Source organism: Roseivirga sp. UBA838, assembly GCF_002296035.1.
GTDB lineage: Bacteria > Bacteroidota > Bacteroidia > Cytophagales > Cyclobacteriaceae > Roseivirga > Roseivirga thermotolerans.
The window spans coordinates 1-25,376 of record NZ_DBHC01000012.1; the positions used below are offsets into that span (position 1 = coordinate 1).

The window sequence follows — 25,376 nt, forward strand, 5'->3', positions numbered from 1 at the left end:
TTTCAGACCGACTGAGTTTTCATAACGATGGTGCCCGGAACAAGATATGGACAAAGCGAGGTATTCCCTGGGAGGTTTATCTGACTGTTGAAGGACTGGAAAAGTCAACGGCCCGCAAGCTAGAGCTGCACCTGAAAAAGATGAAATCGAGAAACTATTTAAAGGAGCTAAAGCAAAACCCGAAGAAGCTGGAAGAGCTTCTGTTAAAGTTGAGTTAGAGCTTCTGATCCCGATTTATCGGGAAGGGTCCTTGGTTCGAGCTCATGCCAACGAGTGTTCCCCCTTGGCTTTTGCCTGATTTCGAATATTATACTAGAGCAAAACCGATAATCGTTATCTTCACGTCATGCTAAAGAAGCTATTGCTTTTAGGTTTAATTGCTGCTGTTTCGGCTTGCGGAGGGATCGATCAGGTGTTGGCTCCGGCTAAAGAGGAGGTAGATCCAGATAAGCCCAATATTACTTTGGAAGATGAAAAGTCCGCTAAGGAAGACTCCATTCCCGATGCTGAACTTAAAGTGAAGAAGAACTTCTTCTTTGGAGAGAAAACAAAAAAGGCATTTACCGCCTATCGCGACCGAAACACAGAGGACTACAGGCTATTCAATGTATTACCAGAACCTATACAGGTCGATCGTTATGTTCAGGAAATCTTCTATCACAACACTGAGAGAGACGCAGTTACCAAAGTGCAAGGTAGAGGCCAGACGCTGGCGCGGGTATTGCACGGTCCTTATGAACGGCTTGTGAATGACGTGGTGGTAGAGAAAGGCCAGTTTATTTATGGAATGAAACATGGCACTTGGCTTTATCAGAGAAAAGACTCAACCCTTTATGACAAAGAACACTATGTAAAAGGGTGGCTTAGAGATGCCAAGATCACCTATTATGATGAAGACACCAAAACCAAAGTCAAAGAGGTAATTCCTTATCAATACGGAAAAAAGGAAGGGTTCTATTATCTGTTTTTTGAGAGTGGAAATATAGCCGTTAAAGGGCAATATGTGTTCGATCAAAAGGTGGGTGTCTGGGAAGAGTTCCACAATATACCAGGGGTAGTGGTTCAGAAACGTCAAATCCAATATCCATCCAACTTCTACGACTGGGATTTTGAGCCCTACATTATGAGAGAATGGAACAGAAATTCTCAGACCGTATACGTTTCGCCCAAGATCAGGCCTTAATAGAATGCGTCTTTAAGATGTTCAATATCTGTGGTCTCTTTGTTGATAAGTACGGCTACAATATCGAAGCGAATGTCTCCCTTCCAGGCATGCTCAATTACATAATTTTCGGCAGCTCTGATAATGGCTTTTTGCTGGTTTTGAGAAACAAATTCTTCGGGAAAACCAAATTCAACCGATCGTCTGGTTTTAACTTCAACAAAAACCAAAAGATTATCTTTCCGGCAGATCACATCAATTTCTGACTTTTTATGCCTGAAATTTCGCACAACAATTTCATAGCCATGGCTTTGTAGAAAGCCGCAGGCTAAATCTTCTCCTTTTTTGCCAAACGTTTGCATGGATAAGACATTCGTGGAACTTAATTTAGGTAAATATTTGAACTAACTTCATCGCTCAAACCTGTGAAATCATGCTTGAGAATATAAACCCAACTACAACTGCAGCCTGGCAAAAGCTTTCGGAACATGCGCAGGAAATGAAAGAGGTCCACATGAAAGAACTCTTCCGGGCCGATCGTAATCGTTTTGAAAGGTTTTCTTACAGACTCGGAGATATTTATATAGACTATTCAAAGAACCTGTTAACAGAAAAAACACTTCAGTTACTTCTGGAATTGGCAGAGGAGTGCAAGGTTAGAGAGGCTGCTCAAGCCATGTTTAAGGGGGAGAAAATCAATGTTACGGAAGACCGGTCAGTACTCCATATTGCACTCAGAAACCGCAGCAACCGCCCCATAAAAGTAGCTGGCACCGATGTAATGCCGGAAGTTAATGCGGCATTAGAAAAGATGCGTCTGTTTGCAGATAAAATAACAGGGGGCAAGTGGTTGGGCTATACGGGCAAGCCTATTAAGAACATTGTAAATATTGGTATTGGAGGGTCTGATTTGGGGCCAGTTATGGTTACAGAGGCCCTAAAACCCTATGCTACCTTTGGCATCAAACCCTACTTTGTTTCAAATGTAGATGGAACCCACCTTGCCGAAGTGTTGAAGCAGGTAGAGGCAGAAGAAACTCTTTTTATGATTGCCTCCAAAACCTTTACTACTCAAGAAACAATGACTAACGCCCAGTCGGCCAAAGACTGGTTTATTGCACAAGGAGGAAGTGCTTCTGACGTGGCCAAGCACTTTGTGGCTCTTTCTACCAATGCCGGTGCTGTAGCCGACTTTGGTATTGATACCCAAAATATGTTTGAGTTTTGGGACTGGGTAGGTGGCCGTTACTCGCTTTGGTCTTCCATTGGCCTTTCTATAGCATGCACTATTGGTTTCCGAAACTTTGAAGAGCTCCTGAGCGGTGCACACTCCATGGACGAACACTTTTTAAATGCATCGCCAAGCGCGAATATTCCGCTGATTCTGGCACTGATTGGAATTTGGTATGGTAATTTTTTCGGGAGCGAGTCTGAAGCCATTCTCCCCTATGACCAATACATGCATCGATTTGCCGCTTACTTTCAGCAAGGCAATATGGAGAGCAACGGCAAGTCGGTTGATCGAAATGGAAATAAAGTTAGCTACCAAACAGGCCCCATTGTTTGGGGAGAACCTGGAACCAACGGTCAGCATGCCTTTTACCAACTCATTCACCAAGGCACTAAGTTAATCCCTTGCGATTTTCTGGCTCCGGTCGTGAGCCATAACCCAATTGGAGACCATCATTTAAAACTGCTTTCCAACTTTTTTGCTCAAACTGAGGCCCTCATGAATGGCAAGTCTTTGCAAGAAGTAGAAGCAGAACTAAAAGCTCAGGGCAAAACACCAAAAGAAATAGAACAGCTTGCCCCTTTTAAAGTCTTTGAGGGGAACAAGCCCACCAATAGTATTCTTTATAAAAAACTTACTCCGTTCGTTTTAGGAAGTCTCATTGCTATGTACGAACATAAGATTTTTGTGCAGGGTGTAATCTGGAACATCTATAGTTTCGACCAATGGGGGGTAGAGTTAGGCAAGGTGTTGGCCAAAAAAATTCTACCCGAGCTTAAGTCACATAGGCAGGTCAACAGCCACGATTCATCGACCAACGGTTTAATTAATGTCTTCAAAAGCTATAGAAATTCATGAGCAAGAGATACCTGTACCCATTAAAATTTGAAACCATTTTTAAAGAGAAAATTTGGGGTGGAACAAAAATAAGGGATGTTCTGGGTAAGGATTTTTCTCCACTAAAAAACTGCGGTGAGACCTGGGAAATCTCAGGAGTGAAAGGTAATCTATCCAAAGTAGCCGAAGGAGTGTTGGCCGGAAGCACCTTGCCGGAGTTGATAGAGGAGTTTAAAGGCGATTTGGTGGGAGACAAGGTGTATGAAGCTTTTGATAATGAATTTCCATTACTGGTCAAATTTATCGATGCCGCACAAGACCTGTCCATTCAGGTACATCCCGATGACAAGCTGGCCAAAGAGCGCCACAACTCATTAGGCAAGTCAGAAATGTGGTATGTTTTTCAGGCCGATCCCGGGTCAAGCCTTATAAGTGGCTTTAAGAGAGAAACCAACCGCGAAGAGTATTTGCAATACCTGAACAGTGGCAAACTCACCGAGTTATTAAACCGGGAACAGGTGCACCCTGGAGATTGTTTCTACCTGCCCGCAGGCAGGGTGCATACCATAGGAAAAGGGCTTTTGTTGGCCGAAATACAACAATCTTCAGACATTACCTACCGTATATATGACTTCGATCGAGTAGACGATGAAGGGAACAAAAGAGAATTACATACCGACCAAGCCCTCGATGCCCTCGATTACAACGCCTACTCAGATTACAAAACTCCATATAAGAAGCGCCTCAATGAGGTAGTTCCACTGGTCGATTCCCAGTACTTTCAAACCAATTTATTAGAGTTTACAACCGGTATAATTCGTGAGCATTATGAGCGCGATTCCTTTGTTATTTACACCTGTTTTGAGGGTGAGGCTGAATTGCAGACAGAGGGATTAACTACAAATATTTGTATGGGAGATGCAGTTTTATTGCCACGAAAGTTCAAAGAAGTGCATATTAGGGCCAAATCGGGTTTCAAAATGTTGGAAACTTTCATGCCTTAGTCTATTTTTGGAACATGGCTGGTAAGAAGAATATGAAAAAGTTCTCGGCCACGTTCCTTAATTTGAAAGACAATAGCGTGGTCAAGACAGAGTTTCTTGCGCGAAATCAAACTTCTGCCCTGAGGAAAGCCAACAGACAAGTGACGAAAAACGTTCGTGTATTATCTGTAGAGCTTATTGGAGAGGGACAGAATGAGGCCTAAATTAGCGTGCATATGTGGCCGATGACGCGTGAATCATGAGTATTCTTCAGAATAAGAGAGTTGAGGTAATTAACCTGGGTAAGGAAGATTACCAAAAAGTATGGGATTATCAGGAGTCGATCTTTAAACAAACTATTGATCGCAAAATTGCTAATCGCAAGCAGGAAGACTATACCCTTTTGCTACCTACAGAAAACTATCTCATATTCTGTGAGCATCCTCATGTATACACTCTAGGGAAAAGTGGTTCGTTGGATAATCTGCTTCTTGATGAAGCAGGGTTGAGAGAACATCATGCCCAATTTTATAAGATTAACAGAGGCGGTGATATCACATATCACGGTCCGGGGCAGCTTGTTGCCTATCCGATTCTGGATTTAGAAAATTTCTTTACCGATATCCACAAGTATTTAAGGTTTTTAGAAGAAGCTGTTATTCTTACTATGGCCGATTTTGGCATTAGTGCCGGACGAATAGACGGGCTTACCGGAGTATGGGTAGATTTTGAAGAAGGGGCAGAAAACCCCAGGAAGATTTGTGCCATGGGAGTGAAGTCGAGCCGCTGGGTAACAATGCACGGACTAGCCCTTAATGTAAATACCGATCTCTCCTACTTCGGCCATATCATACCCTGCGGCATAGACGACAAAGCCGTAACCTCAATGCAGGCTGAAATTGGACAGGAGATAGATATGGCTGAAGTTCAGAACAGTCTCCAAAACCACATTATAGCCACTTTTGGTATGAAGCTTGGGCAATGAGAACCAATCGAACATACCTCTTAGTGCTTACGCTACTTTTCACTTTGGTGGTATGCGGTATAGCTCTTCAAAAAAAGAAATCCACCGCCCCGCACATTGCCACCGCAGATAAGCACAGGGGAGTTTGTTGGGTTGCAGGCCCCTATCCAATCGATTCGGCCAGCATAGCAGAATTGGTGCAAAACAATGTGAACTGGATTTCTCAAACGCCATTTGGCTGGCAGCGAGAGCACAACTCTCCGGATATTGGAACACAGATTGGAAGTCAAACCGGTTGGTGGGGAGAAAGAGACGAAGGCCTTAGGCAAACCACCCGACTGGCCAGGGAGCAGGGCATTAAGACTATACTCAAACCTCATATTTGGCTTCGCGATAGCCAGGGCAAGTGGCGTGGTGAAATAAGCATGCAGTCAGAAGAAGACTGGCAGAAGTGGTTTGCCAATTACGAGCAATTCATTTTGCACTACGCTCAATTGGCCCAGGAAGAAGGCATAGAAATGTTGTGCATTGGCACAGAACTGCACAGAACCTGTGTAGAACGGGAAAATGATTGGCGACAGCTGATCGAAAAGATTAGAAACGTATATACAGGAGAGCTTACCTATGCTGCCAATTTTGCCGATGAATATCAAGACGTGGCCTTTTGGGATTTGTTGGATTATATTGGCGTGCAAGGATACTTTCCTGTAGCACAAAACGAAAATCCCACCATTCAGGAAGTGGAAGAAGGATGGCAAAAGCACCTCTCTCAACTAAAGGCTGTTTCTGCAAAGTATCAGAAGCCGATTCTCTTTACCGAGATTGGGTATAAGAGCACCAAAGATGCTGGCATTGAGCCTTGGCAGTGGCCACAACGGATGCCTTTTGAAAATAGAGAAGCCATACATTCTGAAGAAGCCCAGGCCAACTTATATACAGGAATGTTTCGTGCTCTAATGGATCAACCCTTTATAGCAGGCTTTCACCTTTGGAAATGGTACCCTAAAGTGTCTCAATTGGAAGAGCGCAGCCGAAGCAGACGTAATCCTGACGATGGTCGCTTCAACATTGATTTTACTCCCCAACATAAAAAGGCCCAGCAAGTGATGAAACACTTTTATGGGCAGATGAACCAATAGCCTTTACTATTTTTGTGGCATGCGCAAAGACATAAAAATGCCTGAGGTTACAGGAGTAAAGGTTTGTATAGCCAAGTCGGTGAACAATTTAGGTGAGAGCGAATGGCACGTATACCTTATTAACCAAAACCTAATAGAGCTGAACAACGTGATGGTGGTTTCTAAGGGTTTTGAGTCAAAGTCGGCAGATGCACGCAAAACCTCTACTCTCAGACACATGATTGAAAAAGTTCAAGAGCAATCGGTAGCCAAAATAGAAAGCATTTCTCCTGAAGTGTTTGGCTTTTTCAATGAGTTTTGGGTTAGTTACTATATCATGAATCAGGTGTTCGATAAGAAATTCGTGATTCAGCCCTTTCATGAATTTGAACTAGAGCAAATTCAAGAGTTAGATCTGCCAGGTAAATACGCCACTTGATATTGCCTCGATTATTTCTAAATTAATCGACTCTATGAAGGTTAATGATCTTAAACACATACTTTTTCTGGATATTGAAACCGTAGCCGAGAAGGCTTCTTTCCATGATTTAGACCAGAGAAAACAAGAGCTTTGGGCAAAAAAGTCTTCTTTTTTTCGTGAGGCAGAACACCACAGCCCTGAAGAACTTTATAACAAGGCCGGTATATATGCCGAATTTGGAAAGGTTGTGGTTATTTCGGTTGGTTACTTCTCGCAACTAGAGCCACAACCGGAGTTTCGGATTACCGCTTTTGCCGATCACGATGAAAAGAAAGTGTTACAGCAAATGGCCGATTTACTCAACGGCCATTTCAATCACAAAGAAACCAGGCTTTGTGCTCATAACGGCAAGGAGTTCGATTTTCCCTACATGGCCAGGCGTATGCTCATTCATGGTATAGCCTTGCCCAATGCATTGCAACTATCAGGTAAAAAGCCTTGGGAAATAAACCATCTGGATACCCTGGAGTTGTGGAAGTTTGGAGACTATAAGCACTTCACCTCACTCGACCTTCTGGCTGCTATATTTGAAATAGAAAGCAGCAAAGACGATATTGACGGTAGTCAGGTAAACGAAGTTTACTACAAAGCCAGCGACTTAGAGCGTATTACAGAATATTGCAAACGCGATGTTTCAGTGCTTGTGCAAGTCTTTCTAAAGCTCAATCAGTTGCCGCTACTCAAAGAAGAAAATATCATTATGGTTTAAGCACGGTAACAACCATAATTAGCATTATTAAAACTAACTTTAAACTGCACCATAACAATCATTCATGGGCCGAAAAAGAAAAGGAATACCACCTCAGGATTCTTCAGTTACAAAACGAGCTGCCAAGCAAATTGAGCCTATTGTTTTAGAGTTTCTTAACCGTACGCCCGGAAGAGGCTATCAGATAAAACAAATTCTCAAAGGGCTAAATATTAGAGACGCCAAATCAAAAGGCATAGTTACCGAGGTAATTTTCAGGCTGGAAGATTCGGGCAAAATTAAAAAACTGAGAAATGGCTCCTATGCTGCTGCCGGAGAAATGACCACCATTACCGGAGTAGTAGACTACGTAAATGCACGTTTTGCTTACGTAGTGCCTGATGATGGAGAAGAAGATAACGATGTATGGATAGCCAGAGAGGATCTGTTGGGAGCCTTAGATGACGATAAAGTAAAAGTAGTGCTTAAGCCCACGCGGCATGGAAAAAGCAGGGAAGGAAAAGTAGTAGAAATCCTAAGTCGTCATCGCAATCAGTTTGTCGGACGCATAGAAATGTCTACCCGATATGCCTTTGTAATTCCTGACTTTAAAAAGATGTTTCACGACATCTACATTAAGTATGAAGACCTCAATGGAGCTAAGCACAATGATAAAGTGCTGGTTGAAATTACTGAATGGCCCGAGCGCGACAAGAAGCCCGAAGGGGTTGTAAAGCGTGTTTTAGGAAAGGCAGGAGAGCACAATGCAGAGATTCATTCCATTATAGCCGAATTTGGGTTGCCCCTGGAGTTTCCCGATGCTGTAGAAGCCGAAGCAGAGGCCATATCCGATAAAATTACTAAAGCAGAATTGACCAAAAGAAAGGACTTTCGTCAGGTTACAACCTTTACCATAGACCCTGAAGACGCCAAAGATTTTGACGATGCCCTTTCATTACGAATGTTAGATAATGGCAACTATGAGGTAGGCGTACATATTGCCGATGTAACCCATTATGTGGCCCCAAAATCTAAACTGGAAGATGAGGCCATTGAGCGTGCCACCTCTGTTTATCTGGTAGACCGTACCATACCCATGCTGCCCGAAAGGCTCTCTAACGGACTTTGCTCCCTCAGACCCAATGAGGAGAAGCTTACCTTTAGTGCTGTTTTTGAGCTCGATGCTAATGCCGAAATTAAGAAGCAATGGTTTGGCCGAACCATTATATATTCCGACAGGCGCTTTACTTACGAAGAAGCCCAGGAAAGAATAGAAAAACAAGAAGGCGACTTTCAAGAAGAAATAAATCTGCTGAATAAGCTCGCCAGAATTCTCCGGAAGAAACGATTTCAGAGCGGTGCAGTCAATTTCGAAACCGTAGAAGTAAAGTTTCAACTAGACGAAAAGGGCACCCCGCTAGGCATTATTCCTAAAGAAAGAAAAGAGGCTCATATGCTCATTGAGGAGTTTATGCTCTTGGCCAACAAAAAAGTTGCAGAGTTTGTCTACAACAAGGGGAAGTCAGGAAACCCACTCACCTTTGTTTATCGAACCCACGACAATCCCGATCCGGAAAAACTAGATACATTCGCCAACTTTGCCAGAAGGTTTGGTCATACACTCGATTTTGAGAAAGGCGGTATTTCCAAGTCGCTTAATGGTCTGATGGACAACATTACCGGAAAACCCGAGCAAAATGTACTGGAGCAGCTGGCTATTCGCAGCATGGCCAAGGCCAAATATACTACAACCGAAAAAGGACACTTTGGCTTGGCATTTCCACACTACACCCACTTTACCTCACCCATTCGAAGATACCCCGATATGATGGTGCATAGGCTATTGCAGCACTATCTGGAGGGGGGGAAATCGGCCGATAAAGAAGCCTATGAAGAGCTTTGTGTTCATTCTTCCGAACGTGAAAAGCGCGCGGCCGATGCTGAAAGAGCCTCCATTAAGTACAAGCAGGTAGAGTACATGTCTATTGTAGAAAAGAAAGACTTTGCCGGTATAGTGAGCGGTGTTACCGAATGGGGTATTTATGTAGAAATTACAGAAACAAAATGCGAGGGAATGGTTCGTATTTCCGATATGTCAGACGATTTTTACGAGTTCGATGAACAAAACTATCGTGTGGTGGGTAGAAGAAACAAGCGAATGATAAGCCTGGGCGATAAGGTGACCGTACGAGTAAAGGCAACAGATATTGACCGCAGGACTATCGACTTAATTTTTGTAGATGATGACAAATGATTTTAAGGCCCTTGCAGGCCTGATCAATAATAGGCTAAGCCAGATGTCCTATGGCAACCAGCCTATAGAACTTTACGAACCCATTCGGTATATCATGTCTTTAGGAGGTAAGCGCCTACGTCCGTTGTTGGTGCTCATGTCTTATCAACTGTTTAAAGACAACCCCGAAGAAGTGCTCGATCAAGCCTTGGCTGTAGAGGTTTTTCACAACTTTACACTCATGCACGATGATATAATGGACGATGCCCCTCTGCGCAGAGGCCAGCAAACCGTGCATGAAAAATGGAATAGCAACACAGCCATACTTTCGGGCGATGTAATGCTGGTTAAAGCCTATGATCTTTTGATGGATTCGCCAGGCAACTTAAAAGATATTATTCGAGCCTTTAATGCTTGTGCCGCAGGTGTGTGCGAAGGCCAGCAATTCGATATGAATTTTGAGCACCTACCACAGGTAACCGAAGCCGACTACCTTAATATGATCAGGTTAAAAACAGCGGTCTTGTTAGGTTTTAGCCTGGAATTGGGCGCTATGCTCGCAGGGGCAAAGCCTTCGGAGAGCAAAGCCTTGTATGATTTTGGTGTTGATGTGGGCATAGGCTTCCAGCTTAAAGACGATCTGCTAGACGTATATGGCGACCAGAAAAAGTTCGGAAAACAAGTAGGTGGAGATATTCTTTCTAATAAGAAGACTTTTCTGCTGTTGAAGGCTCTGGAGTTGGCCAATCCTACCCAATTACAAGTGTTGAGTCACTGGTTAAGTCAAACAAGTTTTGATGCCAACCAAAAGGTAAAAGAAGTTACGGCCATCTATGATCAAATAGGCATAAAAGAACTCACTCTTGCAAAAATGAACGAGTACTTTGCCAAGGGTTTTGAGAGGCTCGGTGCCATAGATGCTGCTCCTGAGCGAAAAGAAGTATTGCGCACCTTTACCCAGTATCTAATCGATAGAGAGAAATAATGCAGGTTACGTATGGTTTAATGGTGGTTATAGGGTTGGTTTCTTACCTAGCCTGGAAGCGCCCCGAGCTTCAGTCCAGGCTACTACTCAATCCTTATGAAACCTATTATCAAAAACAATACTGGAGGTTGCTTACTTCCGGCTTTGTACATAATGGTCCGCTGCACTTGTTTCTCAACCTGTTCACGCTGTACTTTTTTGGAGCAGCTATAGAGCAAATATTTACAATATTCTTTCAGGAACAAGGTATACTGCTTTACCTTGTGCTATTCTTCACAGCAATAATAGTGGCCAATGTGCCAACTATGCTTAAGCACAAAAACAACCCGAGATACAACTCGCTGGGAGCTTCAGGAGGTGTTTCTGCGTTGGTGTTGGCCTTTATTCTTTTCGATCCGCTACGTCAGTTGTGCCTGTACCTGTTCATTTGTCTTCCCGGCTATATTCTGGGGGCTATTTTCATTGCCTACTCCATTATAATGGGGCGCAGGGGCAGAGATAACATTAACCACGATGCCCACCTTTGGGGGGCTGTTTTTGGAGTTATTTTCGTGCTGCTTCTCAGGCCTTCTACCGTAATTGCCTTTCTGGATCAGGTGTTTTTGAAATAGAGGCAACAACCTAATCGTATTCAGGGGGCTGGGTTGTAAAGCAAGCTCGGGAGCTGCCAGCGGGCAATAAAAAACCCTGACTTCTTTCGAAATCAGGGTCTAAAAAATCTATCAACCTAACCTTATGCTTCTCCGCCTTCTCCTTCGAAAGGAAGCACAGAAACATAAGATCTGTCTTTTCTGCCTTTTCTAAACTCCACAACACCGTCTGTCAGGGCAAATAAGGTGTGGTCTTTACCAATACCTACGTTTTTACCCGGGTGATGCTGAGTACCTCTTTGTCTTACAATGATGTTGCCGGCTACTGCAGCCTGACCACCATATATTTTAACGCCAAGTCGTTTACTTTCCGACTCTCTACCGTTTTTCGAACTACCGACTCCTTTTTTATGTGCCATGGTATTCTCTTATTTTGAAATTTTTTCGATCAATACTTTCGTGAAATTCTGACGGTGACCATTCTTCACCTTGTAACCTTTTCTTCTTTTCTTTTTGAAGACGATTACTTTGTCACCCTTTACATGTCCGATGATCTTACCGGAAACTTTGGCACCCTTTACTACCGGGGCACCCACTTCTACTTTACCTTCATTGTCGAGCAATAATACTTTCTCGAACTCTACGGAAGCGCCTTCTTCGCCCTCCATCAATGGAGCATACACGAATTGGTCTTGCGTTACTTTGAACTGCTTTCCTGCTATGTCTACAATTGCGTACATTATAAATGTATTTTTCAAAAACGGACTGCAAAGGTAACGGAATAATCGCGAATAACAAACCAAATAGCGATGATATATGCAAGCGATTTTCCAATATTAAATTTTCATTTTTTTTCGCCTTTGCATACGTCAAAAAAAGGAATAAGTCTTACTCCAATCATAGGAGTTTAACTCTCTTTTGTACAATCAGTTATATCAACGTATGAAACAGCTTTCATGCGTAAAATGACTAAAGTTTTCGCATTGATTTTTCAGCCCCTTTTTGTAATATTTGTTTCAGGTTACGACCCCAATAAACAACCTATTATCTGGCTGGGCTCCTACTCCAAAGAGTATCAAGGAATTAGCCAGAAACCCTGAAAATTAAATAGGATTTGCTGCTAATCTTAGGATAAGTAGCACTTGTTTTTTGAAGAACATGAGTTCTTCAACGTGACCTTTTTTATTTCAACCCCAAATAAAAGAAGTAACATGAGCGAATTGACTACCGCAGTAGAGGAACCGTTATTGAAGGAGAACAAAGACCGCTTTGTACTATTTCCTATTCAGCACGATGACATTTGGCAGTTCTACAAAAAAGCTGAAGCCAGCTTTTGGACAGCAGAAGAGATAGACCTTCATCAGGATTTGTCTGACTGGAACGATAAGCTCAATGACGATGAGCGTTACTTTATTAAACACGTGCTGGCCTTCTTTGCCGCGTCTGATGGTATTGTGAACGAAAACCTGGCCGAGAACTTTGTGAATGAAGTACAGTATACGGAGGCCAAATTCTTCTATGGTTTCCAGATTATGATGGAAAACATTCACTCAGAAACCTACTCGCTGCTTATCGATACATATATCAAAGATCCGGTTGAGTCTGATAAGCTGTTTCATGCCATTGAAACTTTCGATGCCATTAAGAAAAAAGCCGACTGGGCTCTGAAGTGGATAGAGTCTCCTTCTTTTGCGGAGCGACTCATTGCCTTTGCAGCAGTTGAAGGTATTTTCTTTTCCGGAAGCTTCTGCTCTATCTTTTGGCTCAAGAAACGTGGCCTAATGCCGGGCCTTACTTTCTCTAACGAACTTATTTCGAGAGATGAAGGCCTGCACTGTGACTTTGCCTGTCACCTGCACAACAACCACCTCATTAACAAGGTGCCTGAAGAAAGAATTAAGGAAATTATAATTGATGCTTTAGATATAGAAAGAGAATTCATTACAGAGTCACTTCCTGTTAGACTTATTGGTATGAATGCCGACCTAATGGCTCAATACCTGGAGTTTGTTACCGACAGACTGCTGGTAGAGCTGGGATGCAGCAAAGTATATAACTCTACCAATCCGTTCGACTTTATGGAAATGATTTCACTGCAAGGCAAAACCAACTTCTTTGAAAAACGAGTTGGTGAATACCAAAAAGCAGGTGTAATGAAAGACAAGGATGATTCGGGTAATTCGCGAACCCTTTCATTCGATGACGATTTCTAGAATTTTTTAAAATCACCCCCAAACCCCAATAAATATGTTAGTAGTAAAAAGAGATGGTAGACGAGAGTCTGTCAAATTCGACAAAATTACCGCTCGGATAGAAAAACTATCCTACGGCCTGGACCCCAGCTTTGTTGAACCTATCGATGTAGCTAAAAAAGTAATCGAAGGACTTTATGATGGTGTGAGCACCCAGGACCTGGACAACCTGGCGGCCGAAATAGCTGCCACCATGACGGTGAAGCACCCTGACTATGCAAAACTTGCGGCCAGAATAGCCATTTCTAATCTGCATAAAACCACGAGTAAGTCATTCTCCAATACTATGAAGAGGCTCTACACTTATGTGGACCCTAAAACAGGAGAAAATGCACCGCTTATCTCAAAAGAAACCTATGGTGTTATAAAGAAAAATGCCGCCCTGCTAGACTCTACCATTATTTATGACAGAGACTTTAGCTACGACTACTTCGGGTTTAAAACCCTGGAGCGTTCGTACCTTATGAAGCTCGATGGAAAGATTGTGGAAAGACCACAGCACATGCTCATGAGAGTTTCGGTAGGTATTCATGGAGAAGACATGGAAAAGGTAGTAGAAACCTATCACCTGCTTTCAGAAAAATGGTTTACCCATGCCACTCCAACGCTCTTCAATGCCGGTACACCAAAACCTCAGCTTTCGTCTTGTTTCTTGCTTACCATGAAAGACGATAGCATAGATGGCATATATGATACCCTTAAGCAGTGCGCTAAAATTTCGCAGTCTGCCGGAGGCATCGGCCTTTCTATTCACAATGTAAGAGCCAAGGGGTCGTACATTAAAGGTACAGGAGGGGTTTCTAATGGTATTGTACCAATGTTGAGAAACTTCGACATGACAGCCCGGTATGTTGACCAAGGGGGTGGAAAAAGAAAAGGGTCGTTTGCCATTTATCTCGAGCCATGGCATGCCGATATTTTCGATTTCCTGGACTTGAAAAAGAACCATGGAAAAGAAGAGCTAAGAGCAAGAGATTTATTCTACGCCCTTTGGATTCCCGATTTGTTTATGAAGCGTGTAGAAGCCAATGAGGAGTGGACATTACTTTGTCCGAATGAGTGCCCCGGTTTGGCCGATACCTATGGCGAAGAGTTTGAAAAGCTTTATGAGAAGTACGAAAGAGAAGGCAAAGGCCGCCAGACTATAAAGGCACAAGACCTTTGGTTTGAGATCTTAGAGTCTCAGATAGAGACCGGTACACCTTATATGCTCTTTAAAGACGCTGCTAACAAAAAATCTAACCAGAAAAACCTGGGAACCATTAAGTCGTCTAACCTCTGTACCGAAATTATTGAGTACACCGCACCAGACGAAGTAGCGGTTTGTAACCTGGCCTCTATTGCTCTGCCTAAGTTTGTAGACGAAGAAACCAATACCTACGACTTCCAGAAGCTATATGATGTAACCTACGTGGCCACCAAAAACCTGAACAAGGTAATTGATGTAAACTACTACCCGGTAGAAGAGGCGCGCAACTCCAATATGCGTCACCGACCCATTGGCTTGGGGGTGCAGGGATTGGCCGATGCCTTTATTCTGATGGGTTATCCTTTTGAGTCTGAAGAAGCCCGAAAGCTGAACAGACACATCTTTGAAACCATCTACTTTGCGGCCATGACAGCTTCTAAAGACCTGGCTAAAGTAGAGGGGCCATATGAGACCTTTAAAGGTTCGCCAGTATCTAAAGGAATATTCCAATACGATATGTGGGGCGTAACACCTGATTCCGGCCTTTGGGATTGGGATGGTCTTAAAAAGGAAGTAAAAAAGCACGGAGTAAGAAACTCTCTTTTGGTAGCGCCAATGCCAACTGCCTCTACTTCTCAAATATTAGGAAACAACGAGTGCTTTGAGCCATATACCTCAAACATTTACACCCGAAGAACCCTTTCGGGAGAGTTTGTGGTGGTGAACAAACACCTGATGAGAGACCTTATTAAACTAGGCCTCTGGAATTCCGATATGAAAAACAAGCTTATTGCCGCTAAGGGGTCGGTTCAGGCTATTCCGGAAATTCCGCAAAACATAAAAGACCTGTACAAAACAGTTTGGGAAATCTCTCAAAAGGCCATCATCGACATGTCGGCCGACAGGGGAGCATATATCTGTCAGTCGCAGAGTCTTAACATACATATCCAAGACCCGAACTTTGGTAAAATGACTTCTATGCACTTCTATGCTTGGAAGAAAGGGTTGAAGACAGGTATGTATTACTTAAGATCCAGAGCAGCAGCCGATGCTATTCAGTTTACAGTAGATAAGCAGGCGGCCTCCGCACCAACAGCCGAACAAATGGCCAAGAATGCAGCCGACATGGCTTGCTCGCTCGACAATCCGGATGCATGCGAAGCATGCGGTAGTTAGTATGTATGGGGTTGATTACTACTAACCTAGAACCCTGACGGCAACGTCAGGGTTTTTTTATAGCTTTCGGTTGATGGTGACATGGCCCAATAGGACTACCTTATTTATTTTTCGACTATCCAACCGCAACTTCAATGGGTGTATGATCTTCAGCCCAACCTTCCGTTACAACATCTCCTATATTCCCACCAAGGCAGACCGTCTCAACTATTTCGGATTCGTTAGTGTGCTTTTATACCGTAGCATAAGCCTTATAAATATCAGGGCCACATCCATCTGAGTGAGTGCCTCATTGGCTACACCGATACACTTTTTAAATACAGGTTCATGACAAGGCAGTCGATGATTGATAACCGGGATTTAAATTAGTATTTGCAACAATGTTGCATTTAATTAAAAATGCAACTAACATTGTGCATGAATAAAACGGTTAAGACGTCTTCTTTTCTGGACAATTGGGGCATTGGTATTTCGTTCATGTGTTCTTTGCACTGCGCGGCCATGCCCCTTGTTTTTCTTACGCCCCTATGGGCCGGACTCAATACCTCCTGGCTTGAGCAGGGTGAGCTGTGGCTTTTTGTAGTTGCCGCTCTGGTAGGTACAGTATCTATAGGGCATACTTACAGTAAGTGTAAAGATGTGATGCCCGGGGTCTTGCTCCTCATGGGTCTTTCTTTTGTAGTTGCAGGAAGTGCTTTTGAAGCAATATGGACGGAGTCTGTGTTCCGCGTTTTGGGTTCACTTTTACTAATAGGCGCACATGTGAGTAACAAACGGGTACAGAAATCGGTGAGCCAATGAGATTTATCTTATTGCTGATTCTGGTGGTAATGGCAGGCCCCAAGCCGGAGGGTTGGCAACTATTCGAGAAGGTTACCTTCAAGCCAAAATACTTTGAAAGCGAGGAGGCTTATTTTGAGGTACCCACCTTTGACAAAAAACTCAAAAGCCTCGAAAATACAGAGATAGCACTCTCGGGTTACTACATACCCCTCGATCTGGACTCAGCCATAGTCATTTCATCGTTGCCCTTTAGCACTTGCTTCTTCTGTGGCGGAGCAGGCCCTGAAACGGTGGCAGAAGTTCAGTTAAAGACAAGACCAAAAGCCCTGCTTCCCGACCAGATTGTTAAGGTGAAGGGCAAGCTAAAGTTGAATGATTCTGATGTCACCCACATGAACTTTATTTTAAAGGAGGCCACACTGATCAAGTAATATGAGAAACCTGTTTGTCCTTTATTTAGCTCTTATTCTCGGCACGTCCTGTTCAAGAACCTCTCAAGATCAGGACCTGCTCAACAAAGCCTACCAGAAGCAGCAAGAAGTTATTGTGCTCATAGGTTCGCTCAAAGAAAAGCTTAAGGCTGTCAACTATGCGGAAAAAGACAGCCTGCTTCAGGTAGTTCATAACCTGGAAGAAACCCTGTTCGAAATACCCGGTTATTCGCTCAAGCTTCCCGGCCACGAGGGCCACAGTCATAATCATACACCCCTAAACCTGAGCCACAAAGAAATCTATCAGGTGCAGGTAGAAATGTATAATCAGCTCAACCACATAGAACAACTGGTAACCATCCGATGAATAAATTACCCGTAACCGTATTGTCAGGCTTTTTAGGAGCCGGCAAAACCACCTTGCTCAATCATGTGCTACACAACAAAGAAGGCCTGCGCGTGGCCGTAATTGTCAATGACATGAGCGAAGTAAACATTGATGCTGAACTGGTAAAACAGGGCAACACCTTGAGCAGAATTGATGAAAAGCTTGTGGAAATGAGCAACGGCTGCATTTGTTGTACCTTGAGGGAAGACCTTATAGAAGAAGTAGCCAAACTGGCACTCGAAGGCAAATATGACTACCTGCTTATTGAGAGTACCGGAATTTCCGAGCCGCTTCCCGTAGCGCAAACCTTTTGGTTCGAGAGTGATGAGCTGGATGTAAACCTCTCAGACATTTGCACTCTAGATACCATGGTTACCGTGGTAGATGCCTTTAACTTTCTAAAAGACTTTGGTTCGTCAGATACTATTGCCGGCAGAGAAATGAACGATGACGAAGACCAAAGGACCATAGTAAACCTACTCACCGACCAGGTAGAGTTTGCCGATGTAATCTTGATAAACAAGGTCGATTTGGTGAGTAAAGACCAGCTTAAGCTCCTCAAAGGCCTAATGAAAAAGCTAAACCCCAAAGCTAAAATTATTGAAACAGAGTTTGGGAGAGTACCACTGCCAACCATTATGGGAACCAAGCAGTTCGACTACGAAACCACCTCTCAGTCGGCTGGCTGGATACAGGAGCTTGAAAATGAACACAAGCCAGAAACGGAAGAATACGGAATTAGCTCCTTTGTTTTTAGGGATAAAAGGCCGTTTCATCCCCAACGATTTTGGAATTACGTTTCCATGTTCTGGCCAGCGAACATCGTCCGTAGCAAAGGACTCTTTTGGCTGGCCTCCCGGCCAGACGAAGCACTGACCTGGAGTCAGGCCGGAGGTTCGCTTCGGGCCGATTTTGCCGGGGTTTGGTGGTGTTCCATGCCCTTTGAACAAAGAGTTCGCTACGAGGCATTTGTAGAAAATAAAGCCCATATAGAGGCTGGCTGGAACAAGCTCTATGGCGACAGAAAGAACGAATTGGTAATCATTGGTCAAAACCTCGACTCTGAGCAAATTAATTCAGAGCTACGGAACTGCCTTTGTACTCCAGACGAGATAGAAGCTTGGCAAAGTAAGAAACCATTTGTGGATCCGTGGCCAATACGTGTAGACTAACGCTATGAAAAGACTTTTTATACACAGCTGCCTTATACTTGTGCTGGCCTCCTGTGCCGGTACGCAACGGCTAAACCTGGCTTCTAAATCGGATTTGTGGAATATGTCCCATCTCTCCGAAGCCGAGTATCGAATGGCCAATGAGCTGCTCAGTTTTGGGCTTGAACATGAGGCGCTTTACACCCTGCTGGATACACTCAAACCAATCAGTAGCCTGGGATTTCCCCTTTCTTACCCATTGGCCAAAAGTGGTGAGCAGCGCGATGGAGATGAGGACGTGGTAGACCTGATGTCTGACTCAACCCAAATGGCCTTTGCCGAACTTACACAATGGAATAAGGTGTTGAGTAGCCTTTCAAATGAGTACTTTTCTTTCCACTTAATTCCCTTTAAAAACACCTACCGGGGCAAGCGGAACCTGCAATTGTTGGTTTGCCGCAGAGACTTAATGGCCAAGCTGCTTAGCGAAAAGGCAGAGTTTTTTGGCCAGTGGGGTTTTACGAGCAATTCAGATCCGGCTACAGTGCTTACCACCATTGAATATGAAAGCCGGAATGACCGCTACCGTGCCTACGGTTATCTTTTTGGTTATCCGGACCATGCCGTAGACTTTTTTGTTGAAGCCTCCATTAGTCAGGAGCAAACAGGAAACTTTGTGGAACGTAATTTCTTCCACATGCCCGTTGCTGTGATGCAAGACGGATATTTTACGTATGCCTTACCCAAAGACTACACGCCAAGCCGGTCCGATTCTGCGATATATCGTGCAGCTTTGAGCACCTTGCAGCGCTATGAAATGCTCAAGCCAAGATATATCGATTCTACAGGTCGTTTAGAGGCAATTCGTTTATTGTCTGATAGTTGGAACAAACTCTAATATGCCCGATGGTATAGCCATGCAGCCACTCCTCAATTAAGGCGAAATCATTTTTGCATCGTTGTTGCAAAAACAAAATAAGTTTTCATACTTGCATCATTGTTGCAAAAACGAAAGACATGCTGCACGCAGTAAATCTCACAAAAAAGTATCAGGAGCATTTGGCTTTAGACGACCTCAACTTATCCATTGAGCCGGGAGATATCTATTGCCTTTTAGGCGCCAATGGAGCCGGAAAATCGACCACAATTAATCTCTTTCTCAATTTTATTGCACCAACCAGCGGCAAAGCGGTAATCGATAAGTTTGAAGTAATGGAAAACCCTCAGGCCACCAGAAAGTTGATAGCTTATATTCCTGAAAACCTGGTTCTATACAATGAACTAAGTGGCTTGGAAAACCTTGAATACTTTGTAGGTCTGGCAGGCATGAAGTACCACCAGGAGCAACTGGTGGGCTTTCTAAAAGAGGCTGGCCTTCAGGCTGAGGCTTATAAAAAAAGAGTAAAGGCATATTCTAAAGGAATGCGCCAAAAGGTGGGAGTGGCCATGGCCATAGCCAAGAGAGCAAAGGTGCTCTTGCTCGATGAACCAACCTCCGGACTAGACCCAAAGGCCAGCAACGAATTTTCGGAGTTGCTACTTCGCCTAAGCAAGCAAAACGTAGCCACTCTAATGGCTACCCACGATCTGTTCAGGGCCAAAGAGACAGGTACCAACATTGGCATTATGAAGTCGGGTAAGCTGGTTGAACAACTCTCTACCGAAGAAATCAACCATAGCGATCTGGAAAAACTGTATCTCAACCACATGAGTAATTGAAAGATGGTATTTCTGGTTGCAGCTAAAGAAATCAAAGAGATCGTAAGGTCGGGGCAGTTTAAATGGATGCTGGGCATAGTGGTATTGCTCAGCATGGTGGGCACATACATTAGCCATGTGCACTGGCAAGAAAAAAATCGGCAGCGCATTGAGGCTGCAAATCAGGCCAGAGAACTATGGTTGGCTCAAGGCTCTACCAACCCGCACAATGCAGCTCATTATGGCACTTTTGCTTTCAAACCTCAGTTTCCGCTGGCGCTAATAGACCCCGGGGTAGAGAAGTATACCGGGGTGTCTATTTTTCTGGAAGCCCACTCCAGAAATGAGGCTGACCATGTAGCTGCGGCCGATCAAACCGGGCTCTCACGCTTTGGAGACCTGACCCCCGATTTTGTTTTACTCTTTATTGTACCCTTAATGATTATTGCTCTGGGGCACCAGTCGGTTACCAAAGAAAAGGAACAGGGAACGCTGAAAATCATTAAGACTCAGGGAATAAGCAACAGGCAACTTATAGCCGGCAAATGGCTGGGCAACTACCTGCCCGTGGCCATGCTCACTACCTGCCTGTTTGTGGTGGCGGCTTTATTTATCGGAGAATTTGACTGGAAGTTTCTGGCAACTCTATGGTTGGTTTATCTGGCCTATTTTGCCATAGTCAACAGTATTACCCTTGTTGTTTCCTCATTAACAAATAGCTCGGGTATTTCATTGGTTACATTACTAGCAATTTGGATTTGTAGCTGTCTGGCGGTTCCAAAAATCGCCAGCAGCTACACCAATGAAAAACATCCCTATCCTACCCGGCAAGAGTTCGAGGCGGCTATTGCCGAAGACAAGAAAAAAGGCCTGGATGGACACGACCCCTGGAGTGAAGCATCTAAAAAATTGGAACGAGAGACCTTGGAGGCCTATCAGGTAAATAAACTGGAAGACCTGCCTTTCAATTTCGATGCTTTTCGAATGCAAAAGGGAGAAGAGCATGAGGCCGAAATTTACTTTAAGCACAACGAAAGGCTAAAGGAGGTTCATAAAGAGCAAACCACGGTATATCAAAAGCTGGCCGTTCTCTCTCCCTTTCTGCCTACCCGCTTCATGTCCATGTCTTTGGCCCACACCGACTACTCCACCCACTGGCACTTTGCCGATGAAGCCGAAAAGCATCGCATAAAAATGCAGGAGATTTTGAATACCAACTTTGCTGAAAACTCCAGGCTAGGAGAGTGGGGCTATAAGGCCGATGCTTCGTTGCTCTCCGAGATACCTGAGTTCCATTTTGAGGCGCCCGATTTTAACGAAGTGATGAGTGCCAATAGCAGCAACCTCAGCATTCTCACTGCCTGGCTGCTGGCATCATTTGGTCTGTTAATTTTTGCTTCAACCCGCATTTAATATGGTCAACCTGAACATTCGTCATGAATTAAAACTTTTGAGCCGAAACTTCTGGTTTGTTTCACTCAGTCTTGTGCTGGTGTTACTTTGTCTCTATGCCGGTCACAATGGGTTAAAGCATTATGAAAGAAGGACGGCCGATCAGCAAGAAGCCCTGGCTGCTCAGCAGGCCAAAGAGCAGCTCATCAAAGAGGTGGCCCTGACCCTAAGTAAGGGAGAAGAGCATCCCAATGCCTACAGGCTTTCACCAATGAACCTGGCCATTTCCACCGGACGCCTGGGTACCATGCCGGCCACTCAAATGAGCAAGCTGGCCATAGGGCAAAGCGACCTATACACTCACCAACTGAAAATTGCTCTCAACGAAGATTTGGCTACTCTGAGCTTCAATGAACTTAACAATCCGGTGCAATTGCTCTTTGGAAACTTCGATTTGGCCTTTGTGCTAACCTACCTTGTACCTCTTATAATTATTGCGTTCACCTACAATTTGCGTACCCGGGAGTTAGAATCCGGTCGGTTAAAACTGTTGGCTTCGAATCCTATCAAAATAAATCTATGGTTGTTGCAGCGGTTCATTATCCGTTATTTCTTCCTGTTACTCATACTCACTGCGGTTCTCCTGGCCACGGTTCTTATCGCCCGCACAGGTTTTAGTATGCAGTTGTTAGTTTTCTTTCTACTCACTTATGCCTATCTGGCTTTTTGGTTTGCCATCTCTTACTTGGCGAACCTCTTGGGGAGATCTTCGGCCAGAAATGCCGTTTCTATGCTCTCTCTATGGATTCTACTGGTACTGGTTGTACCCACTGTGATCAATCAGGCTGCTAATACGGTGTATCCCATGCCTTCCAGAGTAAAGTTGCTCAATGAGATTCGGCAGACTAAAAAGGAACTAAGTAAGGAGCAGAATAAAGTGCTGGATGAGTACCTACGAAACCATCCGGAACTGATAAGCAACAAAGGAGAGAATGCTTATGGTTATTGGCAAGACTATTTTGCCAGCCAGGAACTTACAGAAAAACGGCTCGCCCCGCTTATTGAAAGGTTCGATGCACAGCTAGCCAAACAGCAAAGATGGGTAAATGCCTGGGGGATTCTAAGCCCGGCTGTCATGTTTCACGATGGAGCCACTCGGCTGGCCGGCACCTCTTCTGCACATTACGAACAGTTCAAAGATTATGTAAGGTCTTTTAGCTTGAACTGGAGAGCCCATTTTATGCCCTTCGTGTTCAAAAATGAAATGCTCGGATTGCAAGAGCTCGACAACCTGCCGGAGTTTCAGTTCCGATCGAGGAGCCGTACAGCTGGCGTATTTATGAATATATCTGTGTTACTAGTTTTTTCTGCTTTGACGGTGATTTGGGGGCTTGCATTAGAGGGTAAACGTCAGCTTATATGAACCCAACTCAATGAAACTTTATTCCCTGTTTTTTCTCTTTCTCTTTTGGTCAACCGCCTTGACTGCACAGCAAGCAGACGGAAACTTTTCGCCTCCAAAAGAAAAAGAGGTTGTTCGGGCAATTCGGGCAAAAGGAGCCATTAAAATTGATGGTAAGCTAAACGAAAGCGATTGGCAAAGGGCTGTACCCATTGCTGATTTCTTTAGAATGGAGCCAAGGCAGGGAGGAGCGTATCGGTACAAAACGCAAGTGCGAGTACTTTTTGATGATAAGTACCTGTATGTAGGGGCATTTTGTGCCGATAGTTTAGGCAAACGAGGCATTCGCGTTCAGGATTTAAGGCGTGATTTCAGCTGGGGAGAAAATGATATTTTCGGCATACAACTAGACCCACAAAACCTAAAGCAATATGCCGTTGCCTTCCAGACCACACCTTATGGCAATCAGCGAGACCTGCAGAACTTTAATGACCAGAGCACAGACAACGACTGGAATGCTCTTTGGACGGTGCGAACCTCTCAGACCAATGAGGGCTACTATACCGAATTTGCCATTCCTTTTAAGTCGCTACGGTACGATTTGCCCATAAAAGATGAGGAGGTAATCTGGGGTATTACGTTTACCCGGCTGGCCAGAAGGGACTATGAACAAACCGTTTTTCCGGCCATTCCACAGTCGTTTAGTCCATACCGAATGACTTACGCAGCGCAGTTGAAAGGATTGGAGCTGCCGGAGCCAAGCGCTAATGTGCGTGTGGAACCCTATGCTTTGTTTCAATATGAAAACCAAACGGAGGACGGTGCAAAAACTACCGAGAGTAGTTTTAAACTGGGTGTAGACGCTAAGTGGGCTGTGAACCCCAATACGGTAGTAGACCTTACCTTCAATACAGACTTTGCTCAGGCCGATGTAGACAGGGCCGTAAACAACCTGGAGAGGTTCAATATCTTCTTTCCTGAGCGAAGGCAATTTTTTCTGGAAAACTCAGGGATATGGTCTGGCAGTTATCAGTTTGCCATTAGGCCTTTTTTTAGTCGAAAAATTGGTTTGGCCGGTGATTTCAATGCGCAGCCGGCCCCCATCGATGTGGGTGTAAGGTATACTCAACGAGACGAGAAACAGACACTGGCCGGCATGTATATTCATCAGGCCGCTACAGACATTTCGCAGGCCGCCAATTTTGGTGTACTGAGGTATGCCCATAACTACGGCAAGGAGAACAACGTGGGCTTTATGTTTACACACCGACTCAATGAAAGGTCAGAGTCGCTAAATAGAGAAACCCAAAACAATTCCACATGGACCATAGACGGGCTCATTAGACCTTCCGATCAGTGGACGGTCAATTACCTTGCTTCTGTTTCTACCGATTATGAAAAGGGTGATCTGGGTTTTGCCGGAAGGTTCTTTGCCGGAAGACAGGCTAATAAGTCTTACTGGGGCTGGGTAACCGAGTACATAGACCAATCCTACAACCCGGCCATGGGATTTATAAGCCAGAGCAATGTAATCAGGCATAACCCCGGAGGCTACTGGATTGTTAGACCCAAAAAACTGAAGTGGATAAGAAGGTGGGATCCGGGGCTGTTTGTGAATTATTATCACGATGCCAACAATCCGGGCAGTTTTCAGCAAGCCAGTCTTTACCTCTTTCCCATATATGTGTTTTTTACTGATGGAAGCTTTGTGGAATACGCCATTACACCCACCTGGCAGAACATCAACTTTAGCTTTGCCCCATTGGGTATTGCTATTCCGCAAGAGGAGTTCTTTTATGTGAGGCACGATATCAATATTAGAACCGATCAGTCTAAGAAGTGGTCGCTTAGCGGAAGCTATGAGTGGGGTGAATTTTACAATGGAAGACAGAAAAAGGTAGTAGGAGGAGCAAGAGTGGCCCCTTCTCCTCACTTTGCCTTAAACGTTGACTATGAATACATTCTACTTGAAGAACTGGGTATTCTACAACAAAATATGGCAACGCACTTAACCACTTTAGGTGCAAGACTGGCTGTGAACCCACGCATTCAAATGTCTTCTTTTTATCAGTACAATTCTTTCGATGATCAGGGCAGATGGAATGTGCGTTTCAGTTGGGAGTATCAGCCCCTTTCATTTTTATACTTGGTTTTTAACAGCAACACCATTAGCACCCACGAGAGAGACTTTCAGCAGCAACAAACCATTGCCAAACTCACTTTCTTAAAGCAGTTTTAGTTT

General features: G+C 44.1%; 25 protein-coding genes and 1 pseudogene. 23 read left to right on the forward strand and 3 right to left on the reverse strand.

Annotated features, from left to right (window positions below; genetic code table 11):
- Both B3O12_RS04000 and B3O12_RS04005 read left to right on the forward strand, forming a co-directional pair.
- A pseudogene (locus B3O12_RS04000) lies at window positions 1–218 on the forward strand (hypothetical protein); the annotation flags it as partial.
- 128 nt (window positions 219–346) lie between these two features.
- Window positions 347–1,183 (forward strand): toxin-antitoxin system YwqK family antitoxin, encoded by an 837-nt coding sequence (locus B3O12_RS04005; RefSeq protein WP_286755377.1) that lies wholly within the window; start codon window positions 347–349, stop codon window positions 1,181–1,183.
- Here the strand turns inward: B3O12_RS04005 and B3O12_RS04010 are convergent.
- Entirely contained in the window at window positions 1,180–1,524 is a 345-nt protein-coding gene (locus B3O12_RS04010; protein ID WP_286755378.1) for a YraN family protein, read from the reverse strand. The genes B3O12_RS04005 and B3O12_RS04010 overlap by 4 nt on opposite strands.
- A gap of 71 nt (window positions 1,525–1,595) precedes the next feature.
- On the opposite strand from B3O12_RS04010, the gene pgi reads away from it, so the two are divergent.
- From pgi to B3O12_RS04060, 10 genes are all read left to right on the forward strand, one after another.
- The gene (gene pgi / locus B3O12_RS04015) at window positions 1,596–3,251 is read left to right on the forward strand and encodes a glucose-6-phosphate isomerase (RefSeq protein ID WP_286755379.1); all 1,656 of its coding nucleotides are present in this window, start codon (window positions 1,596–1,598) and stop codon (window positions 3,249–3,251) included.
- Entirely contained in the window at window positions 3,248–4,234 is a 987-nt protein-coding gene (locus B3O12_RS04020) for a type I phosphomannose isomerase catalytic subunit (protein WP_286755380.1), read from the forward strand. The genes pgi and B3O12_RS04020 overlap by 4 nt, the downstream gene beginning before the upstream one ends.
- Before the next feature lie 32 nt (window positions 4,235–4,266).
- Complete coding sequence (locus B3O12_RS04025; RefSeq protein WP_189628963.1) at window positions 4,267–4,437, forward strand: hypothetical protein; 171 nt, start codon at window positions 4,267–4,269, stop codon at window positions 4,435–4,437.
- A 35-nt stretch (window positions 4,438–4,472) separates the two neighbouring features.
- The gene (lipB, locus tag B3O12_RS04030) at window positions 4,473–5,198 is read left to right on the forward strand and encodes a lipoyl(octanoyl) transferase LipB (RefSeq protein ID WP_286755381.1); all 726 of its coding nucleotides are present in this window, start codon (window positions 4,473–4,475) and stop codon (window positions 5,196–5,198) included.
- Window positions 5,195–6,316 carry a glycoside hydrolase family 113 gene (locus B3O12_RS04035; RefSeq protein WP_286755382.1) on the forward strand — a complete coding sequence of 374 codons (1,122 nt, stop codon included), beginning with the start codon at window positions 5,195–5,197 and terminating at the stop codon, window positions 6,314–6,316. The genes lipB and B3O12_RS04035 overlap by 4 nt, the downstream gene beginning before the upstream one ends.
- 19 nt (window positions 6,317–6,335) lie before the next feature.
- The gene (locus B3O12_RS04040) at window positions 6,336–6,734 is read left to right on the forward strand and encodes a hypothetical protein (RefSeq protein ID WP_189628965.1); all 399 of its coding nucleotides are present in this window, start codon (window positions 6,336–6,338) and stop codon (window positions 6,732–6,734) included.
- Between the two features lie 34 nt (window positions 6,735–6,768).
- The gene (locus tag B3O12_RS04045) at window positions 6,769–7,485 is read left to right on the forward strand and encodes a 3'-5' exonuclease (RefSeq protein WP_286743365.1); all 717 of its coding nucleotides are present in this window, start codon (window positions 6,769–6,771) and stop codon (window positions 7,483–7,485) included.
- 64 nt (window positions 7,486–7,549) lie between these two features.
- Window positions 7,550–9,718 carry a ribonuclease R gene (gene rnr, locus B3O12_RS04050; protein ID WP_286743362.1) on the forward strand — a complete coding sequence of 723 codons (2,169 nt, stop codon included), beginning with the start codon at window positions 7,550–7,552 and terminating at the stop codon, window positions 9,716–9,718.
- The gene (locus tag B3O12_RS04055) at window positions 9,708–10,682 is read left to right on the forward strand and encodes a polyprenyl synthetase family protein (RefSeq protein WP_189629292.1); all 975 of its coding nucleotides are present in this window, start codon (window positions 9,708–9,710) and stop codon (window positions 10,680–10,682) included. Before rnr ends, B3O12_RS04055 begins: the two co-directional genes overlap by 11 nt.
- Window positions 10,682–11,293 (forward strand): rhomboid family intramembrane serine protease, encoded by a 612-nt coding sequence (locus B3O12_RS04060; RefSeq protein WP_286743359.1) that lies wholly within the window; start codon window positions 10,682–10,684, stop codon window positions 11,291–11,293. Before B3O12_RS04055 ends, B3O12_RS04060 begins: the two co-directional genes overlap by 1 nt.
- A 122-nt stretch (window positions 11,294–11,415) precedes the next feature.
- Here B3O12_RS04060 and rpmA read toward each other — a convergent pair whose 3' ends face one another.
- Together rpmA and rplU are read right to left on the reverse strand one after the other, a co-directional pair.
- Window positions 11,416–11,691: a 50S ribosomal protein L27 gene (rpmA, locus tag B3O12_RS04065; RefSeq protein ID WP_189628969.1), complete on the reverse strand. Its 276-nt coding sequence runs from the start codon at window positions 11,689–11,691 to the stop codon at window positions 11,416–11,418.
- 9 nt (window positions 11,692–11,700) lie between these two features.
- Window positions 11,701–12,012, reverse strand: coding sequence for a 50S ribosomal protein L21 (gene rplU / locus B3O12_RS04070; RefSeq protein ID WP_189628970.1), 312 nt, complete (start codon window positions 12,010–12,012; stop codon window positions 11,701–11,703).
- A gap of 471 nt (window positions 12,013–12,483) precedes the next feature.
- Between rplU and B3O12_RS04075 the strand changes: the two genes are divergently transcribed.
- The 11 genes from B3O12_RS04075 to B3O12_RS04125 all read left to right on the forward strand — a co-directional run bounded on the left by B3O12_RS04075 (window position 12,484) and on the right by B3O12_RS04125 (window position 25,373).
- On the forward strand, window positions 12,484–13,485 hold the full coding sequence (locus B3O12_RS04075; RefSeq protein ID WP_189628971.1) for a ribonucleotide-diphosphate reductase subunit beta: 1,002 nt from the start codon (window positions 12,484–12,486) through the stop codon (window positions 13,483–13,485).
- Window positions 13,486–13,519: 34 nt separating this feature from the next.
- Window positions 13,520–15,889 carry a ribonucleoside-diphosphate reductase subunit alpha gene (locus B3O12_RS04080; RefSeq protein ID WP_189628972.1) on the forward strand — a complete coding sequence of 790 codons (2,370 nt, stop codon included), beginning with the start codon at window positions 13,520–13,522 and terminating at the stop codon, window positions 15,887–15,889.
- Window positions 15,890–16,306: 417 nt separating this feature from the next.
- Window positions 16,307–16,690: a MerC domain-containing protein gene (locus B3O12_RS04085; protein ID WP_286755383.1), complete on the forward strand. Its 384-nt coding sequence runs from the start codon at window positions 16,307–16,309 to the stop codon at window positions 16,688–16,690.
- Window positions 16,687–17,103 carry a hypothetical protein gene (locus B3O12_RS04090; RefSeq protein WP_286755384.1) on the forward strand — a complete coding sequence of 139 codons (417 nt, stop codon included), beginning with the start codon at window positions 16,687–16,689 and terminating at the stop codon, window positions 17,101–17,103. The genes B3O12_RS04085 and B3O12_RS04090 overlap by 4 nt, the downstream gene beginning before the upstream one ends.
- 1 nt (window position 17,104) lies before the next feature.
- Window positions 17,105–17,470 (forward strand): hypothetical protein, encoded by a 366-nt coding sequence (locus B3O12_RS04095; protein ID WP_286755385.1) that lies wholly within the window; start codon window positions 17,105–17,107, stop codon window positions 17,468–17,470.
- Entirely contained in the window at window positions 17,467–18,663 is a 1,197-nt protein-coding gene (locus B3O12_RS04100; RefSeq protein ID WP_286755386.1) for a GTP-binding protein, read from the forward strand. Before B3O12_RS04095 ends, B3O12_RS04100 begins: the two co-directional genes overlap by 4 nt.
- A 4-nt stretch (window positions 18,664–18,667) precedes the next feature.
- The gene (locus B3O12_RS04105) at window positions 18,668–19,540 is read left to right on the forward strand and encodes a hypothetical protein (RefSeq protein ID WP_286755387.1); all 873 of its coding nucleotides are present in this window, start codon (window positions 18,668–18,670) and stop codon (window positions 19,538–19,540) included.
- 119 nt (window positions 19,541–19,659) lie between these two features.
- The gene (locus tag B3O12_RS04110; RefSeq protein WP_286755388.1) at window positions 19,660–20,361 is read left to right on the forward strand and encodes an ABC transporter ATP-binding protein; all 702 of its coding nucleotides are present in this window, start codon (window positions 19,660–19,662) and stop codon (window positions 20,359–20,361) included.
- A gap of 3 nt (window positions 20,362–20,364) precedes the next feature.
- Complete coding sequence (locus B3O12_RS04115; protein WP_286755389.1) at window positions 20,365–21,753, forward strand: ABC transporter permease; 1,389 nt, start codon at window positions 20,365–20,367, stop codon at window positions 21,751–21,753.
- A 1-nt stretch (window position 21,754) separates the two neighbouring features.
- Complete coding sequence (locus B3O12_RS04120; protein WP_286755390.1) at window positions 21,755–23,155, forward strand: DUF3526 domain-containing protein; 1,401 nt, start codon at window positions 21,755–21,757, stop codon at window positions 23,153–23,155.
- A gap of 10 nt (window positions 23,156–23,165) precedes the next feature.
- Entirely contained in the window at window positions 23,166–25,373 is a 2,208-nt protein-coding gene (locus B3O12_RS04125; RefSeq protein WP_286755391.1) for a DUF5916 domain-containing protein, read from the forward strand.
- Window positions 25,374–25,376 lie beyond the last annotated feature (3 nt).

What these genes read in the sequence shown, in the direction of transcription:
- B3O12_RS04005 (WP_286755377.1), top strand. Translation starts at nt 347, where the DNA reads ATGCTAAAGAAGCTATTGCTTTTAGGTTTAATTGCTGCTGTTTCGGCT.
- B3O12_RS04010 (WP_286755378.1), bottom strand. Translation starts at nt 1,524, where the DNA reads ATGCAAACGTTTGGCAAAAAAGGAGAAGATTTAGCCTGCGGCTTTCTA.
- pgi (WP_286755379.1), top strand. Translation starts at nt 1,596, where the DNA reads ATGCTTGAGAATATAAACCCAACTACAACTGCAGCCTGGCAAAAGCTT.
- B3O12_RS04020 (WP_286755380.1), top strand. Translation starts at nt 3,248, where the DNA reads ATGAGCAAGAGATACCTGTACCCATTAAAATTTGAAACCATTTTTAAA.
- B3O12_RS04025 (WP_189628963.1), top strand. Translation starts at nt 4,267, where the DNA reads ATGAAAAAGTTCTCGGCCACGTTCCTTAATTTGAAAGACAATAGCGTG.
- lipB (WP_286755381.1), top strand. Translation starts at nt 4,473, where the DNA reads ATGAGTATTCTTCAGAATAAGAGAGTTGAGGTAATTAACCTGGGTAAG.
- B3O12_RS04035 (WP_286755382.1), top strand. Translation starts at nt 5,195, where the DNA reads ATGAGAACCAATCGAACATACCTCTTAGTGCTTACGCTACTTTTCACT.
- B3O12_RS04040 (WP_189628965.1), top strand. Translation starts at nt 6,336, where the DNA reads ATGCGCAAAGACATAAAAATGCCTGAGGTTACAGGAGTAAAGGTTTGT.
- B3O12_RS04045 (WP_286743365.1), top strand. Translation starts at nt 6,769, where the DNA reads ATGAAGGTTAATGATCTTAAACACATACTTTTTCTGGATATTGAAACC.
- rnr (WP_286743362.1), top strand. Translation starts at nt 7,550, where the DNA reads ATGGGCCGAAAAAGAAAAGGAATACCACCTCAGGATTCTTCAGTTACA.
- B3O12_RS04055 (WP_189629292.1), top strand. Translation starts at nt 9,708, where the DNA reads ATGACAAATGATTTTAAGGCCCTTGCAGGCCTGATCAATAATAGGCTA.
- B3O12_RS04060 (WP_286743359.1), top strand. Translation starts at nt 10,682, where the DNA reads ATGCAGGTTACGTATGGTTTAATGGTGGTTATAGGGTTGGTTTCTTAC.
- rpmA (WP_189628969.1), bottom strand. Translation starts at nt 11,691, where the DNA reads ATGGCACATAAAAAAGGAGTCGGTAGTTCGAAAAACGGTAGAGAGTCG.
- rplU (WP_189628970.1), bottom strand. Translation starts at nt 12,012, where the DNA reads ATGTACGCAATTGTAGACATAGCAGGAAAGCAGTTCAAAGTAACGCAA.
- B3O12_RS04075 (WP_189628971.1), top strand. Translation starts at nt 12,484, where the DNA reads ATGAGCGAATTGACTACCGCAGTAGAGGAACCGTTATTGAAGGAGAAC.
- B3O12_RS04080 (WP_189628972.1), top strand. Translation starts at nt 13,520, where the DNA reads ATGTTAGTAGTAAAAAGAGATGGTAGACGAGAGTCTGTCAAATTCGAC.
- B3O12_RS04085 (WP_286755383.1), top strand. Translation starts at nt 16,307, where the DNA reads ATGAATAAAACGGTTAAGACGTCTTCTTTTCTGGACAATTGGGGCATT.
- B3O12_RS04090 (WP_286755384.1), top strand. Translation starts at nt 16,687, where the DNA reads ATGAGATTTATCTTATTGCTGATTCTGGTGGTAATGGCAGGCCCCAAG.
- B3O12_RS04095 (WP_286755385.1), top strand. Translation starts at nt 17,105, where the DNA reads ATGAGAAACCTGTTTGTCCTTTATTTAGCTCTTATTCTCGGCACGTCC.
- B3O12_RS04100 (WP_286755386.1), top strand. Translation starts at nt 17,467, where the DNA reads ATGAATAAATTACCCGTAACCGTATTGTCAGGCTTTTTAGGAGCCGGC.
- B3O12_RS04105 (WP_286755387.1), top strand. Translation starts at nt 18,668, where the DNA reads ATGAAAAGACTTTTTATACACAGCTGCCTTATACTTGTGCTGGCCTCC.
- B3O12_RS04110 (WP_286755388.1), top strand. Translation starts at nt 19,660, where the DNA reads ATGCTGCACGCAGTAAATCTCACAAAAAAGTATCAGGAGCATTTGGCT.
- B3O12_RS04115 (WP_286755389.1), top strand. Translation starts at nt 20,365, where the DNA reads ATGGTATTTCTGGTTGCAGCTAAAGAAATCAAAGAGATCGTAAGGTCG.
- B3O12_RS04120 (WP_286755390.1), top strand. Translation starts at nt 21,755, where the DNA reads ATGGTCAACCTGAACATTCGTCATGAATTAAAACTTTTGAGCCGAAAC.
- B3O12_RS04125 (WP_286755391.1), top strand. Translation starts at nt 23,166, where the DNA reads ATGAAACTTTATTCCCTGTTTTTTCTCTTTCTCTTTTGGTCAACCGCC.